Source organism: Actinoallomurus soli, from assembly GCF_024055715.1.
In the GTDB taxonomy this organism is placed as follows: Bacteria; Actinomycetota; Actinomycetes; order Streptosporangiales; family Streptosporangiaceae; genus Actinoallomurus; species Actinoallomurus soli.
The window spans coordinates 157,838-172,240 of record NZ_JAMXMV010000001.1 but is presented as its reverse complement, the minus strand read 5'-3'; the positions used below and the strand labels follow the sequence as shown (position 1 = coordinate 172,240).

Genomic DNA, 14,403 nt, shown 5'->3' with positions numbered 1-14,403 from the left:
GCCGGCTACACCGACGGCCACAAGACAACGCCGGTGGCAAAGCGGCAAGTGCGACGGCCATCCTCGCCGACGCCCAGGACTCCCCCACTCGCGAAGTGGCGGCCCATGCCCTGACCGCATCGAGTGCGATGGCGCACGTCGTCCTACCGCCCTCGTCGTGCTGACTCCGCGAACCCCGGGTGCGGCGGCGATGCTCTCCCGAAGGACTCGGACCCGTCCGCCTCAGCCGACCTGTATAAGGTGTCGAGGCCGATCAACGCGATGCCGTCCGCATCGTCCTGCAGGCGTTCATCGAACGCCGACCCCGCTATAGCAGGCGAGGGCGGTGTCGCGGACGTCGTACCCCCGGCCGCCCAGCAGGTCCCGTGCCCGGCGCAGGCGATCGACGTGCCGGACTCCCATCACCTCGCTCCACGTGCACTCGCCGAGGGACAGCACCCTGCGCGGCTCACCCTGGACCGCAGGCCCGAGAACGACGACGTCCACCTCGATCTGCTCGCGTCCTCCGCTGACGACCCCGCCGCCGACATCACCGGGGAGGTCACCGAAAACCTCGCTGGGAGCGAGCATCGCGAACTCTCGGCATATGCGCTCGAAGTGCGGCCCCACGACCTGGGACAGGAACCGGGGCTTGGCGGCCGCCCAGATCGGCGCGGCGCGGCCGCTCTCCAGGAGTCCCCATCGCGGTCGCATGACCACCTCATAGAAGACGATCAACGGTTCGGCGATGCTGTAGCGAGACGTCCGCTGCGGAACAGATCGGCGTCCCGGCGGAGCAGATGACAGTCCTCCAGAACGTTGAGGCGATGCCCGATGTCAGCGGACTTTCGGCCGATGTAACCCGCGATTCCGCCTCTGGTGTTATTACCGCTCGCAACGGCGGCGAGGATCGAATGGTAGAGCGCGGTATCACGGACGTCGGCTTCCTCCTCCAAGAGGTAGCGCGCTTCTCGGAATAGTGGCATTCCCGGATCCAGCACGGTTTGCAGTACCCATTCGGTCGCCTCGGTCGCGCCGAAGTAGAAGCCATCGCATTCCCGCGTCAGGGCTTCCACCGGGTAGGTCTTCCCCTGCCGCCACGGCCCTCTCACAACGCCGAACTGGTGCCGATACGGCTTCCGAGAGACGAAGCCCGCCAGGTGACGCCACTCGAAGCCCCGGTCGAACACGCGGTCAGGCTTGGCGATCACCGCTTACCCCCAGACGAAGGTCCCTGAGTACTTGAGGTCAGCAGGCGAGTCGGAAGGAAGTCGTCACGTTATGAGGTGTGGGACGTCACGGCGTCGGCGGACGCGTCGCGGTCCCCCACGATGGCCCACACCGTCCGGCCGCCCTCCTCATGCAGCCTCCAGCCCCAGCCGTCCGCGTGGGTCTTCACGAGCGAGAGGCTCCGGCCGGCCGTCCGATCCGTGGGACGGGGCTGGCAAGCGGGTGACGTCTCGGTGGTGTCCCACACCTCGATCAGTACGGCGCCGTCTTGGCGTGACAGGGTGATGTCGACAGCGTCGCTGACCTCCATCGCGTTCTCGACGAGTTCGACGGCGACCAGCCGCACATTCTCCCCCCTTTCTGATGTCTTCCAGGCGGCGAGCGCCATCTCCACCAGCAGAGACACTTGGTCGACCGCCACCGGATGCGGCGGGAGCGGGAGCCAGTACACGCGGTGCTCCGGCTGCTGCGCCGCCTTCTCGTCGGCGTCCGTAGTGACTGACACGGCACACTCCTCCTTGATCGCGCTCTTGACGACTCGGCCGTACGGCCGTTCCAGCGGCGCCCGACCTCACCGAACTGCGTGACCAACCTCACGCATTCGGTTACGGTTAGCTACCAACCGCGTCCGACCGCGGCGTAACCCAGTAGGCGAGCAACGAAACCCGACACGGCTTACCCCCGGAGGCCGGCCATGGTGGCACAGCGCGACCCGTACGAATCCCCCACGATCCGAGCCTTCGCCACTGAGCTGGAGACATGGCGTACCGGCGCGGGGCTGTCCAAGGTCGAGTTCGCCGAGACGCTCGGCTACACGCCCCAGCTGATCGGCCAGCTCGAAGCGTCCAAGAACATCCCGTCGAAGAGGTTCGCCGAGGACACGGACACGTTCTTCAAGACCAACGGCCTGTTCGTCCGGCTGTGGAAGCTGGTCAACGACACCCGCCACCTCGCCGCCCTGCCGCCGGGATTCCCCGAATTCGTCGAACGGGAGGCCCACGCGGACGCGATACGGGTCTTCGGGCTCCTGCTGGTCACAGGCCTGCTCCAGACCGAGGCGTACGCTCGCGAGATTCTGCTGACCGTGCAGCAGCCGGACGTCGTCGACCGGTTCCTCGCATCGCGCATGGAGCGTCAAGCAATCCTCGCCCGCGACAAGCCGCCACGCCTGTGGGCGACCTTCGACGAGAGAGCCCTGCGTTGCACGGTCGGCGGTCCGGAGACCATGCGCGGTCAACTCGAACATCTGCTGGCGGCGTCCGAACGTCCCAACATCATGCTCCAGGTCGTGCCGATCAGCGCGGGCGCCTACGCCGGGCTGGAAGGTGACTTCACCTTGCTGAGTTTCGACGGCAGACCGGACACCGCCTACATCGAAGCGGCCGGTCGAGGACAGGTCGTGGAAGACCCGTCCGGGGTCGCGGACTTCCACGTAAGGTACGACTTGATCAGGGGACATGCCCTTCCAGTGGCGGAATCCCGAAAGTTGATCAAGTCGATCAGGGAGAGCCTATGAACACCCCCGACTTGGCGGCGGCGCAGTGGCGCAAGAGCAGCCGCAGCGGCGGAAGCGGCGGTCAGTGCGTCGAAATCGCCGTGCTGTCCGCGCCGGGCGACCGCCGGGCCGGATGACGCCTGGCGGAAGAGCAGCCGGAGCGGCGACACGGGCGGTGACTGCGTCGAGGTCGCCGCTCCGACCTTCGTCGGTCGCCTGGACCCTGAGCCGAGGTGACCCCACGCTGACCCGTTGAGCCCCTGTCCCCTACCGGACAGGGGCTCTTCGCATGAACGGGGTCAGGTGTGGTCGGCTGCGCGGAGGCCCTCCAGGGCGGCATGGGCGAAGGCGGTGGTCGCGTCGTCGGAGTGCGCCGGGCGCCAGACGACCGAGGTGGACCAGGTCAGCCGCGGCTCGTCGATCGGCCGCCAGACCAGGCCCGGGGGCAGGCCGCCCGCGGGCGGCTCGTTCAGGTGGACCCCCAGGCCGGCCAGGACCAGGCCGTGCACGAACTGCGGGTTGCGGGCGTGCCGGATCGCACCCGGGAGGAACCCGTTGTCGCGGCAGGTCGCCAGCATGTGGTCGTACAGCCTGGGGGCCATCTCCCGAGGGAAGATGACCAATGGCGAACCGCTGAGGACGCGGAGCCGTACGATCTCCTGCTCGGCCGCGTGGTGCCGTTCCGGGAGGATCACGCCCAGTCTCCGGTGCACGACCGGGCCCGAGATCAGGCCCACCGTGTCGCACGGGTGGCGTACCAGGCCCACCTCCAACTCGCCCTCGCGCAGCTTGGCGAGCTGCGTCTCGGTGGTCAGCTCATGCAGTTCGAGCAGGACGTCCGGGACGCGCTCGGCGAACGTCGTGACCAGAATCCGCAGCGTCAGCGGCACCGTGTCGGGCGGCACTCCGGCGCGGAGCACCCCGGCGGCGCCCGGACGGATACGCCGCATCGCCTCACGGGCCGCCTCGGTGCCCTCCAGGATCGGGCGGGCGTGTTCGAGCAGGAGCGCGCCGGCCTCGGTGAGCCGGACCCGCTGCCGGGTCCGGTCGAAGAGCGTGACGCCGAGTTCGCGTTCGAGATCGCGGATCCGCTGGGAGAGCGGGGGCTGGGCCATGTGCAGGCGTTCGGCGGCGCGGCCGAAGTGGAGTTCCTCGGCCAGGACGACGAAGTAGCGCAGGTGCCGCAGCTCCACTGATGAACCATATCGTTCCGATATGACGGCCGGTCGTTATTGATGTTGGCCTCTTCGGCACCTCCCCTGTTTGTATCCCGGCAAATGTCTTCCACGACGACGCCGGGAGGAACCCCCATGAACGACGATCCGGCCAAGACCGTCCTGCTGGACCGTGACGGCCCCGTCGCAATCATCACGTTGAACCGGCCGGAGAAGCTGAACGCCTGGACCGCGGCGATGCGAGACCTGCTCATCGAGCTGCTCGGCGCGGCCGCCGTGGACCCGGACGTACGCGCCGTCGTGCTCACCGGCGCGGGCCGCGCCTTCTGCGCGGGCCAGGACCTGCAGGAGACCGCGGCGATCGACCCGGACGACCACGCGGCCTCCGACGCCTGGATCGACGGGTTCGACCGGCTGTACCGGGCGGTCCGCGACATCGACAAGCCGACCATCGCGGCCGTGAACGGGGTGGCCGCCGGCTCGGGATTCCAGTTCGCACTGCTGGCCGACCTGCGGGTCGGGCACCGGGAGGTGCGGATGGGGCAGCCGGAGGTGCTGTCCGGGATTCCGAGCATCACCGGCATCTGGGCGATGTGGGACGTCCTCGGGCGGGCCAAGACGACGGAGCTGGCGCTCACCGGCCGGCTCCTCGACGGCGAGGAGGCCGCGCGGCTCGGCCTGCTGACCAGGCTCGTGGCCGCCGACCAGGTCCTGGCCTCCGCCGTCGAGCAGGCCCGCGAACTGGCCGAACTCCCGCCCGGCGCGCTCGCCCTGACCAAGGGACGGCTGCGCGAACTCGACGACGACGCGCTCACCGCCGCCGTACGGGCCGCCAAGAAGGTGCACGCCGCGGCGTACGCCACCGGCGAGCCCCAGCGGGAGATGGCCCGGTTCCTCGCCGGCCGCCGCCGCTGACCGTCACCGATCTTCTGGAGCGTCACCGATGAACGACACCTACACCCGCATGCGGGACGGGCACCGCTGGGAGGTGCCCGAACGGTACAACATGGCCGTCGACGTCGCCGACCGGCACGACCGCGGCAACGTCGCGCTGATCTATGAGGACCACGCGGGGGCGCGCCAGGAGATCACCTGGGGTGAGGTTCAGGACCGGTCGCGGCGGGTCGCCGCCCATCTGCGGGCCCTGGGCGTACGGCCCGGCGACCGCGTCGCCGTCATGCTGCCGCAACGGCCGGACACGCCGGCGACCTACCTCGGCGTGCTGCGGACCGGGGCCGTCCTGGTGACGATGTCGCTGCTGTGGGCCGACGAGCCGATCCGCTACCGGCTCGCCGACTCGGGCACCGGCGTACTGATCACCGAGTCGGACGCGGCGCACCGCGCCGGCGACTTCGGCGGCGTGGTGGTCGACGTGGACGACCCGGCGATCGAGGCGCTGGCCCCGGCCTTCGACGACGCCGACACCGCCGCCGACGACCCGGCGTTGATCTTCTACACGTCCGGCACCACCGGGTCGGCCAAGGGGATCGTGCACGCGCATCGCACGCTGCTCGGCCACAACGAGTTCCGCTACTGCCACGACCTGCGGCCCGGCGACGTCTTCTACGGCGCCGGCGACTGGGCCTGGTCGATGGCCAAGCTGATGGGCCCGCTGCGGGCGGGCGCGATCCACCTGGTCTACCGGCCGGCCGGGGGCTTCGATCCGGCCGGCCTGCTGGCCGCCATGTCCCGGAACAAGGTCACCACCGCGCTGGTCAACCCGACGTTCCTGCGCAAGATGCGGGCCGACGTGCCCGACGCCGGGCGGCGTCACCCGCAGTCGCTGCGGGTGGTCTGCTGTTCGAACGAGCCGCTCACCGTCGATCTGATCTCCTGGTTCCGGGATCAGTTCGGCGTCACTCCGCTGGACTACTACGGATCGACCGAGTCGTACCCGCTCATCGGCAACTTCCCCGGCGTTCCGGTCAAGGAAGGGTCGATGGGCCGTCCGCTGCCCGGCTGGGAGGTCGCGCTGCTGGACGAGGACGAACAACCGGTGCCCACCGGGGAGGCCGGGGAGATCTGCCTGCGGGCCCGCAGCAACCCACAGTTCCCCCTGGGATACTGGAACCGGCCGGAGGCGTCCGCCGAGGTCTTCGGCGGTGAGTGGTTCCACACCAAGGACCAGGCGGTCGTCGACGACGACGGCTACTACTGGTTCCTCGGCCGCACCGACGACGTGATCAAGACCTCGGGTTACCGGGTCGGGCCGTACGAGGTCGAAGAGGCGCTGCGCGCCCACCCCGCCGTACAGGACGTCGGCGTCGTCGGCGTACCCGATCCGGTGCGCGGCCAGGTCGTCAAGGCCTGGGTGCAACTCGCGCCGGGCCACCGGCCGAGCGAGGGACTCGCCCGGCAGATCAGTGAATACGCCAAGGCCACGCACTCGCGGTTCGCCTACCCGCGGCTCGTGGAGTTCGTCGCCGACCTGCCCCGCTCGGCGACCGGGAAGATCCGTCGCGCCGAACTGCGTCAGCGCGACGCCGACCCCCGCCCCGGCATCGGATGAGGAGAAAGCCCATGACCGCGACCCCCGCTCCCCCGGCGGACCCGCGCACGGTCCGCCGTACGGTCATCCTGTCCTCCGCGATCGGCAACTTCGTCGAGTGGTTCGACTCCGCCGCCTACGCCGTGATGTCCGCGACGATCGCCGGACGGTTCTTCCCCACGTACGACCGGACCGCGGCGCTGCTGGCCACGTGGGCGATCTTCGCGGGCGGATTCGTCGCCCGTCCGCTGGGCGCCGCGTTCTTCGGCCGGTACGGCGACCGGATCGGCCGCAACCGGATGCTGGCGCTGACGGTCCTGGCGATGAGCGGCGCCACGTTCCTCGTGGGGCTGCTGCCGACGTACGCGGTGATCGGCGTCGCGGCGCCCGTCCTGCTGTTCCTGCTCCGCTGCGTGCAGGGCTTCTCCACCGGCGGCGAGTACACCGGCGCGTCGGCGTTCATCATGGAATACGCGCCCGAGGGCCGGCGCGCCCGGTTCGCGTCGGCCGTACCGGTCACCGTCGGGCTGGCCAGCGTGGCGGGCTCCGGTCTCGGTTTCCTGCTCACTTCCACGCTCAGCACGCCCGCGCTACAGAGCTGGGGCTGGCGGATCCCCTTCCTCCTGGCGGCGCCGCTCGGCCTGATCGGCCTGTACCTGCGGTCCCGCGTCGAGGACACGCCGGTGTTCCGGGCGCTGGAAAGCAAGGACGACATCGCGCAGACCCCGCTGCGCGACGCCGTACGGAAGTGCGGCCGGCAGATCGCCACCCTGTTCGGGTACAGCATCACGAACGCGATCGGGTACTACCTGATGAGCAGCTACATGATCGCGTACATGTCGGAGGAGCTCGGCTACTCCAAGAGCCAGGCTCAGCTGACGAACGTCGTGTCGATGCTGGCCTACAGCGTCGCCTGCCCGTTCGCGGCCTCGGCCAGTGACCGGTACGGCCGCAAGCCGCTGCTCCTCGTCGCCTGCGCCGGGTTCGTGGTCGCGCCGCTTCCGGCGTTCTGGCTGATGAAGACCGGTTTCGCGGGGGCGGTCGTCGGCACGTCCCTGCTGGCCGTACTGGTCGCGGTGATCGGCAGCTCGAACGTCCCGGCGCTGGTGGAGATGTTCCCCGCCCGGCTACGGGCCAGCGGATCGGCGATCGGCTACACCGCGGCGTACGTGCTGTGCGGCGGCACGGCGCCGTTCGTGGCCACCGGGCTGGTCTCGGCCACGGGCAGTTCCCTCGCCCCGGGCGTGTACCTGATGTCCATCGCCGTGGTCTCCACGCTGGTCGTGCTGCTGGCCTTCCGCGAGACCCGCCACCTGCCCCTCGGCCGCGACACCGTACGCGAGGAGCCCTCGGGCACCGAACCCGTCTCGGCGTGACGCCGCTCCGGTAAGAACGCGCTACGCCGGTGACCGCCCCGGGGGACGGTCACCGGCGTAGCGTGAAGATCGCCGGTCTCGCTCGTCAGCAGCCGAGGAGGCGGGTGGCGAGGAAGGCCTCGACCTGGTCGAGGCCGATGCGCTCCTGGGCCATCGAGTCGCGCTCCCGGATGGTCACCGCGTTGTCCTCGAGCGTGTCGAAGTCGACGGTGACGCAGTACGGGGTGCCGATCTCGTCCTGGCGGCGGTAGCGGCGGCCGATCGCGCCGGCGTCGTCGAACTCGACGTTCCAGTTGCGGCGCAGCTGCGCGGCGAGGTCCTTGGCCTTCGGCGACAGGTCGGCGTTCCGCGACAGCGGCAGCACCGCGACCTTGACCGGCGCGAGCCGGTGGTCGAGGCGCATGACCACGCGCTTCTCCATCTTGCCCTTGGCGTTCGGCGCCTCGTCCTCGCTGTAGGCGTCCATCATGAACGTCAGCACGCACCGGTCGACGCCGGCCGCCGGCTCGATGACGAACGGGACGTACCGCTGCTCCTTCTCCTGGTCGTAGTACGACAGGTCCTGACCGGAGTGCTTGGCGTGCGTGGACAGGTCGAAGTTCGTGCGGTTCGCGATGCCCTCCAGCTCACCCCACTCGCTGCCCTGGAAGTTGAAGCGGTACTCGACGTCCACGGTCCGCTTCGAGTAGTGGGACAGCTTCTCCTTCGGGTGCTCGTAGAGCCGGAGGTTCTCCTTGGAGATGCCCAGGTCGACGTACCACTGGAGACGGGTGTCGATCCAGTACTGGTGCCACTCCTCGTCCGTGCCGGGCTCGACGAAGAACTCCATCTCCATCTGCTCGAACTCGCGCGTACGGAAGATGAAGTTGCCCGGCGTGATCTCGTTCCGGAACGACTTGCCGATCTGGCCGATGCCGAACGGCGGCTTGCGCCGGGCGGCCTGCTGGACGGCCGCGTAGTTGATGAAGATGCCCTGGGCCGTCTCCGGCCGGAGGTACGCCAGGCCGGACTCGTCCTCGACCGGGCCGAGGTAGGTCTTCAGCAGGCCGTTGAACATCCGCGGCTCGGTGAACGCGCCGCGCGTGCCGCAGTTGGGGCAGACGAGGTCGGCCAGGCCGTGCTCCGGCGCCTTGCCGTGCTTCTCCTCGTACGCCTCGATGAGGTGGTCGGCGCGGTACCGCTTGTGGCAGGACTGGCACTCGGTCAGCGGGTCGACGAACTCCTTGACGTGGCCGCTCGCCTCCCAGACCTCACGGGCGAGGATCACACAGGAGTCGAGGCCGACGACGTCGTCGCGGCCCTGCACCATGGACTTCCACCACTGGCGCTTGACGTTGTTCTTCAGCTCGACGCCGAGCGGGCCGTAGTCCCAGGACGCGCGGAGACCGCCGTAGATCTCACTCGATGGGAAGACCAGGCCTCGGCGCTTGCTGAGGTTGACGATGGTCTCCATCAATTCGGAACGACGGGCCATGAGTGATCTCCATCCGGCTGGCGGTCGGCGGGTTCTCCGCGTAGATGAGGTTCGGCGCCTGCGGCCGACCTGCGAGCCTGGCCACGGCGCCCGGTATCAGCTTAGCGACAGGATCGAGAGCCCCGCGCTCCAATACTCCGCGACGCCGCCCGCCGATCCTCCCCCTCCTCTCTCCCCGACCTCCGAGGCCGAACGATCGTCACGGGCGATGCATGAGGTTGCAGGGGACCAGTTGAAGCCCTCCGGGATCGGCGGAGGGACATGCTTCCTCCGCGCCGACCGGCCCATCGAGGAGCTCGCCGCGCTTTCGGGAATTTCTCGGATCACTACGCTAAATCCTACTCAGAACATCGCGCGCTATAAGCTCAGCCGTAGTAGCACGACGCTGACTGGACATACTCACGGCCCGATATCCGTCATACAGCACCCACCCGAATACCTTCCCCCGAACAAAATAGATCTGAAAAAGAGCGCCATCCGACTGCCAGCAAGCCTTGCCGTCTGCGACAGAAAAGATTTTATTGCAAGAGGTGTTCGCAAATGATGAATAAAGACTCTCAGGCGTAAGAGGAGTCTCATATTCGTTTCGAACGTTCACTGTCAATCTGCCCAATTTCGGATCCGACGACGACGCGTTGGTCCACTCACATGAACTATCCGAACTAGTTGAATCTATCCGCACAGTAGCCCCCTTAGAGACGCCGACGACATTCGCGGCAACCTGGGGACTCAATAGACGACACGGATCAGCTATAGGCTTCACTGAGTTCGGAGCTTGCAATGGCCGTTTAGAGGTGGTGGCCGTGTGATCATGTTTCGCACTCGAGCACCCAGAAATACCGCTCAAAGCGACAGCAGAAACAATAAGCAGGACAGGCTGCCTCATTTGATCGAAAAGCTTCACTGTATGCGCTCCTGGAAGGAAAGATCCTAAATAGCCGTCCACCTCGTCTTATCACCCACACCCGAAGGGAATGCCTCAGGTGGAGTGAACTGACTCAGGACCGCCACCAAGGAAGCGAGCTGAGATTGGCCGTCCTGCACCAACCTCGTTGCCGTCTGATGACGCTCCGACATATGTGATGAATAAGCAACGATGGCCGCCTTGATTGCATCTTTGCCATCGCCTGCCTCGGCTTCGGCGATCTTCGCGTACGTGTCATATACCATTTGAACTGCCGAATTATAAACAGCCGCTACGTTATTATAGATGCCAATCAGCTGCATTCCCACATTAAATAGCGTGGCCGAGTTCTTCCCCGTCGTAGCCGCATTGACCGCAGCATAGCTACGAAAGTTGGTGTAAGCGGGGCCGGCCCAGTAATTACCGAGTTGATCAACAGTGTGGGCAAACTTATTCTGCGAGTTGGAGAGGTCACTTGCAGCAACAGCCCAGGCTCTCGCAGCAGTAACTATCGCATTCAAATTAGGGCGGATTTCTTCGACATAGCTATTGGCACGGACAGCCTCGGCCGCCAGCGCGACACGCGCCGCAGCCTTTTTTATGCTATCTAGAACTTCTTTCTTAACCTCCTGAAGACCTTCAGCGCCCGCGCCGGCCTCCGCAGCAACTGCAGCCAACCTACTCCCTTTCCTAGATTGCTAAAGGCTAATTTGGCATCGGCTTCCTAGAAGGATAAGTTCCCCGGGCCGCCTCCTTACCCTTGGTCTCTGCGCCCTCATAGGTATCTGCCACAGCCCATAGGGCATCCCTCGCAGCGCACACACTAGTGGAGGATTGAATCAGCTTTTCGTCGCCAACATCGGCGATCTGAATGTTGTAGTTGACGGCGAAGTGAGACCTTTGCCCTATAGTACCCATCGCATCTTCAGGAAGCTTGGCGTCAAGCCGTAGCTTCGAAGCCGCGTCAACCCACAGGTTGGCGATGTCATTCATCTCGTCGCCAGCTGCTCGAATGTATCCAGCATTCTGGCGCACCCGATCCTTATCGGTCACCTCTTCAGCCTCCGCACTCCACGCCCGAGAACCACGACTACCGACCCCGCAATGACTGTTTTACGCGTTGCAGGCGAACCTTCCGAACACGTTCTTCTGCAACGTTGACAGCGGACACGATGCGCTTACCCAATTGAGACGGATCAGATATTGACACCTTTTCGTGATCAAAATCGATTCGGACTAGCTCGCCATTGCCGTTCACAATGACCATTCCAATCCCGTTCTCCATCTCTTGCCTGAGACCCCACTTCGAAAAGCCAGCCACGGTAATCTCAACGTCGCGAGCCGCTCGGTTGACCGCGTTGACCAAGGCGTTGACTCGGCGGGTTCTGTCATACGCATCGGAAATCGCTGCCTCCATGCGGGAGATCAGTTCCTCACCCTCACCGTTCATAGCGATATCACCCTTCCAAGCGTCGCAAAGCCAGTTCTCTTAGCTGAACCGCCTTAGCTCGCGCACTTTTGATCGTTTCCGTTACCGTTATCTCCAACTTCGAAGTCCGGATGTTTCGTACAGCCTTAGGATCGATTTCGACACTTACCAACTTCCCGTGGCCATTGACGACTACGATCACATCGTCATTCCTGGATCTTACAGTGATCCCTTTTTTGGCGAGTTGATCCTCTAACCGTGCGAGACGGTCTTCCTTGGAGTGGTCATCAATTCCCACTGGCCATCCTTACCGTTGCTGCATACACACGGATGCAAAAATCCCTACCGTGTTGACTTGCTATCCCGAGAGACCTTATTGCGAGCGTAACCAAGACGTTGCCTACTCGCCCAGGCCGTAAGCAGCGCAGCGCCTACCGCGAACAAGGCAACCGACACCAAGATAATGTAAGTCATAGTATTCGAAGATCGATTCCTACTGCGGGCAGCAGGCGGCGAGGGACGCGGGGAAGACTCAGGCTGGTTGACGCTCGATCGGTTGGCCGCCTGCGCCTTATCCCATGCCGCGTAGACGGGATTAGGAGCATCGGCCACTACTTTGTCTACCAAAGCATGGTACGGGCGGACGAGGCCGTATCCTGTCTCATCGTCTCGGCCAGGGGATCCGATGTCTCGGGCCGTACCGATGATGCGTTGCACCACCTCACGCGCCGGCATCTTTGGAAATCTTGATCGCACAAGCGCGACCACACCCGCGGTCAATGCGGACGCCTGGCTGGTTCCATTCCAATTAGGAAGAAAAGCGCCATCCTTAGTCACCGACCCGACATGTACACCCGGAGCGGCGGCCGCCACATAACTTTGACGCTGGGTCTTTATCCATGGCGTGAACTGGTAATCGACCGCCCCGACGGCCAGTATTCCAGGACACTGCGCCGGCCAATCCGGCATATTATCCATATCGCCGTCATTACCAGCAGAAGCGACGATCACCACGTCGTGATGAAGTGCATAAGCAATAGTTCTTTCGGTCGAGAGGCCACAACCACCGGCCCAACTGGGGATGGGATCGCCCATGGAAATGTTGATCACCTTGGCGCCGTGGTCGGCGGCGTAACGGATACCGGCCTCGATTTCTTCGGTACCGCCTTGCGCACGGATGGGCATTATCTTCACACCTGGGGCGACACCGACCATTCCGGTTCCGCTCCCTTGGCCGGCGATCAGGGCCGCCATGCTGGTTCCATGCCCGTTCTCCCGAGTGTCGAAGTCGATGCGCCCATCTCCCTTGCCCGCATCGATATCGGCTCCAGGGATGACTGCGCCGCGCAGGTCTGGAACTTTAGCGTTGACCCCACCGTCGATGACTGCGACGGTGACGCCTTTACCAGTGGTGATTGGCCATACCTTTTGCTGGATGTCCCAGGTCCCGAACCACCATTCCTCTGTGCGGGGACTAGTCTCGGCGTAGGTTGGAGTCGAAATGATCAGGACCGAAGATATCGTCACCAAGATCAATGAGATAATCCCCGCCTGCCGACAGCGGCTTCGTGCCTGTGACGCTTTGGCTCGGCGGCTGGTTGCTTCCTTCACCGGTCTCCTTCGCCGGCTCATCGACGAGGTCGAGCAGATCCTGGAGCTCGTCTACGGTCAGGAACTCGTCATCGTCCTGCTTACGGCGACCGAGGTGGTCGGAAGCATCGCCGATCACGCTAGGCGCCACCTCCGCCTCGCCCGTCCAAACGTCTTGGTCTTCAACCAGCCAAACCGTGCGCTGGCGCTCCTTCTCGTCCGGTCGTCTACCCCCGGAGATCATTGGGCCGGCTTCTCCGCTACCGCGAGCTCCGGCTCGGCTTTCTCCAGCGCCCAGCCGTTGCCGTGTCCCTGTCTCCCGTCCCGGGCTCGGGGATGATTCTTCGTTGAAGAGCGATGAGCCAGCACCGGAGCCGAAGAGGCTGCCGCCTGGACCGATCGTTCCGGAGAAGGCCTGCACCATCGGCCCACCAAGGTCTGCGCCACCTGGTCCGGCGGGCACATCGCCGAGCGGCGGTCCGCCTCCGAGGCCAAGCCCGCCTTTGAGAGAGCCGGGCTCTGAAGGAGCCATTCCCGCCAGTCCGGTGCCGAGACCGCTCGGTAGGCCTGATGAATCGCCTATCGGCTTTTCGGCTAGGCCATGTGAACGTGAAGTAGGGCCTCCTCTTGAGGTTCGCGACGGGTGCTCGGGCATGCGCGGAACACCTATCCTCACATGACCTGCTTGACGCTTTGCGCCACTCGTACCGAGCCGGTCCGCTCCATCGGCATCGGCATCGGCATCGGGAGAGCCGTCGCCCCTCCCCGCGAAGCGCGGAAGGGTTCTTTCGATCTGGGGCGGCATGCCATCCCAGGTCTGGGCGATCCGCTCGTTGAGGTTCTTCATGATTTGATCGGCTGCGGTGGTCGCGGCAGGTGACCGGGTGTTCTCTGGCCACTGGATGCTTCGGTACATCGGCAGGATGGACCCGCCATACCATTGCAGCGTCTTGGCGGTCTCGTTGCTGCGGATGACGAGTTCTTCGGCTGTGGTGTAGAGGCAGCGCAGAACCTGCTGGGCATTGTCCGCTGCCGGGCCGCCCCAGCATCCAGCCAGGACCTTCGCGGCATCGTAGAGGGCTGTCTGCAGCTCATTGAGTGCGGTGCCCATGGCGTCATAGGCCGCGGCTGCGGTCGTGATCTTCGCTGGCTGCGTTGCGGCGATCATCCTTCGGACGGTGTCGGCGTCACCGTAAGAGCCGGCACCCTGCGGCCGTCCGCCGCTCTTGATGGCGAAGGTTCGATGGTCAAGGGCCATGGTGA

The 14,403-nt window shown here is 65.4% G+C and carries 16 protein-coding genes and 1 pseudogene; 6 read left to right on the top strand and 11 right to left on the bottom strand.

Translation table 11 applies throughout. The features are described from left to right. Positions 1–288: 288 nt before the first annotated feature. The 3 genes from NDW01_RS00855 to NDW01_RS00845 form a co-directional block, all read right to left on the bottom strand. Complete coding sequence (locus NDW01_RS00855) at positions 289–693, bottom strand: DUF234 domain-containing protein (protein WP_252815605.1); 405 nt, start codon at positions 691–693, stop codon at positions 289–291. Between the two features lie 20 nt (positions 694–713). Next, complete coding sequence (locus NDW01_RS00850; protein ID WP_252815604.1) at positions 714–1,190, bottom strand: ATP-binding protein; 477 nt, start codon at positions 1,188–1,190, stop codon at positions 714–716. A 68-nt stretch (positions 1,191–1,258) separates the two neighbouring features. Beyond that, on the bottom strand, positions 1,259–1,714 hold the full coding sequence (locus NDW01_RS00845; RefSeq protein WP_252815602.1) for an ATP-binding protein: 456 nt from the start codon (positions 1,712–1,714) through the stop codon (positions 1,259–1,261). A 189-nt stretch (positions 1,715–1,903) separates the two neighbouring features. Between NDW01_RS00845 and NDW01_RS00840 the strand changes: the two genes are divergently transcribed. The 3 genes and pseudogenes from NDW01_RS00840 to NDW01_RS44210 all read left to right on the top strand — a co-directional run. Further along, complete coding sequence (locus NDW01_RS00840; RefSeq protein WP_252815600.1) at positions 1,904–2,725, top strand: helix-turn-helix domain-containing protein; 822 nt, start codon at positions 1,904–1,906, stop codon at positions 2,723–2,725. Further along, positions 2,722–2,841 (top strand): DUF397 domain-containing protein, encoded by a 120-nt coding sequence (locus NDW01_RS00835; protein WP_252815598.1) that lies wholly within the window; start codon positions 2,722–2,724, stop codon positions 2,839–2,841. Before NDW01_RS00840 ends, NDW01_RS00835 begins: the two co-directional genes overlap by 4 nt. Before the next feature lie 4 nt (positions 2,842–2,845). Continuing rightward, positions 2,846–2,941 (top strand): annotated as a pseudogene (locus NDW01_RS44210) (DUF397 domain-containing protein); the annotation flags it as partial. Positions 2,942–3,003: 62 nt separating this feature from the next. On the opposite strand, the gene NDW01_RS00830 reads toward NDW01_RS44210, so the two are convergent. Then, a complete protein-coding gene (locus NDW01_RS00830) occupies positions 3,004–3,897 on the bottom strand; it encodes a LysR family transcriptional regulator (RefSeq protein WP_252815596.1) in 894 nt (297 codons plus the stop codon). A gap of 117 nt (positions 3,898–4,014) precedes the next feature. Between NDW01_RS00830 and NDW01_RS00825 the strand changes: the two genes are divergently transcribed. From NDW01_RS00825 to NDW01_RS00815, 3 genes are read left to right on the top strand one after another with little or no spacing between them, the layout of a single operon-like run. Further along, the gene (locus tag NDW01_RS00825) at positions 4,015–4,794 is read left to right on the top strand and encodes an enoyl-CoA hydratase/isomerase family protein (protein ID WP_252815594.1); all 780 of its coding nucleotides are present in this window, start codon (positions 4,015–4,017) and stop codon (positions 4,792–4,794) included. A gap of 28 nt (positions 4,795–4,822) precedes the next feature. Further along, positions 4,823–6,388 (top strand): acyl-CoA synthetase, encoded by a 1,566-nt coding sequence (locus NDW01_RS00820; RefSeq protein ID WP_252815592.1) that lies wholly within the window; start codon positions 4,823–4,825, stop codon positions 6,386–6,388. Between the two features lie 11 nt (positions 6,389–6,399). Beyond that, positions 6,400–7,743, top strand: coding sequence for an MFS transporter (locus NDW01_RS00815; protein ID WP_252815591.1), 1,344 nt, complete (start codon positions 6,400–6,402; stop codon positions 7,741–7,743). An 85-nt stretch (positions 7,744–7,828) separates the two neighbouring features. Here the strand turns inward: NDW01_RS00815 and NDW01_RS00810 are convergent, their stop codons facing one another. The 7 genes from NDW01_RS00810 to NDW01_RS00780 all read right to left on the bottom strand — a co-directional run bounded on the left by NDW01_RS00810 (position 7,829) and on the right by NDW01_RS00780 (position 14,398). Then, positions 7,829–9,217: a glycine--tRNA ligase gene (locus NDW01_RS00810; RefSeq protein ID WP_252777353.1), complete on the bottom strand. Its 1,389-nt coding sequence runs from the start codon at positions 9,215–9,217 to the stop codon at positions 7,829–7,831. Between the two features lie 930 nt (positions 9,218–10,147). Further along, positions 10,148–10,798 (bottom strand): hypothetical protein, encoded by a 651-nt coding sequence (locus NDW01_RS00805; RefSeq protein ID WP_252815590.1) that lies wholly within the window; start codon positions 10,796–10,798, stop codon positions 10,148–10,150. A 28-nt stretch (positions 10,799–10,826) separates the two neighbouring features. Beyond that, on the bottom strand, positions 10,827–11,174 hold the full coding sequence (locus tag NDW01_RS00800) for a hypothetical protein (RefSeq protein ID WP_252815589.1): 348 nt from the start codon (positions 11,172–11,174) through the stop codon (positions 10,827–10,829). 37 nt (positions 11,175–11,211) lie between these two features. Then, positions 11,212–11,571 carry a YbaB/EbfC family nucleoid-associated protein gene (locus NDW01_RS00795; protein ID WP_252815588.1) on the bottom strand — a complete coding sequence of 120 codons (360 nt, stop codon included), beginning with the start codon at positions 11,569–11,571 and terminating at the stop codon, positions 11,212–11,214. Between the two features lie 7 nt (positions 11,572–11,578). Next, positions 11,579–11,848 carry a YbaB/EbfC family nucleoid-associated protein gene (locus NDW01_RS00790; protein WP_252815587.1) on the bottom strand — a complete coding sequence of 90 codons (270 nt, stop codon included), beginning with the start codon at positions 11,846–11,848 and terminating at the stop codon, positions 11,579–11,581. A gap of 44 nt (positions 11,849–11,892) precedes the next feature. After that, positions 11,893–13,077, bottom strand: coding sequence for a S8 family serine peptidase (locus NDW01_RS00785; RefSeq protein WP_252817312.1), 1,185 nt, complete (start codon positions 13,075–13,077; stop codon positions 11,893–11,895). After that, entirely contained in the window at positions 13,025–14,398 is a 1,374-nt protein-coding gene (locus NDW01_RS00780; RefSeq protein ID WP_252815586.1) for a WXG100 family type VII secretion target, read from the bottom strand. Before NDW01_RS00780 ends, NDW01_RS00785 begins: the two co-directional genes overlap by 53 nt. Positions 14,399–14,403 lie beyond the last annotated feature (5 nt).

What these genes read in the sequence shown, in the direction of transcription:
- NDW01_RS00820 (WP_252815592.1), top strand. Translation starts at nt 4,823, where the DNA reads ATGAACGACACCTACACCCGCATGCGGGACGGGCACCGCTGGGAGGTG.
- NDW01_RS00855 (WP_252815605.1), bottom strand. Translation starts at nt 693, where the DNA reads ATGCGACCGCGATGGGGACTCCTGGAGAGCGGCCGCGCCGCGCCGATC.
- NDW01_RS00810 (WP_252777353.1), bottom strand. Translation starts at nt 9,217, where the DNA reads ATGGCCCGTCGTTCCGAATTGATGGAGACCATCGTCAACCTCAGCAAG.
- NDW01_RS00840 (WP_252815600.1), top strand. Translation starts at nt 1,904, where the DNA reads ATGGTGGCACAGCGCGACCCGTACGAATCCCCCACGATCCGAGCCTTC.
- NDW01_RS00835 (WP_252815598.1), top strand. Translation starts at nt 2,722, where the DNA reads ATGAACACCCCCGACTTGGCGGCGGCGCAGTGGCGCAAGAGCAGCCGC.
- NDW01_RS00795 (WP_252815588.1), bottom strand. Translation starts at nt 11,571, where the DNA reads ATGAACGGTGAGGGTGAGGAACTGATCTCCCGCATGGAGGCAGCGATT.
- NDW01_RS00825 (WP_252815594.1), top strand. Translation starts at nt 4,015, where the DNA reads ATGAACGACGATCCGGCCAAGACCGTCCTGCTGGACCGTGACGGCCCC.
- NDW01_RS00815 (WP_252815591.1), top strand. Translation starts at nt 6,400, where the DNA reads ATGACCGCGACCCCCGCTCCCCCGGCGGACCCGCGCACGGTCCGCCGT.
- NDW01_RS00780 (WP_252815586.1), bottom strand. Translation starts at nt 14,398, where the DNA reads ATGGCCCTTGACCATCGAACCTTCGCCATCAAGAGCGGCGGACGGCCG.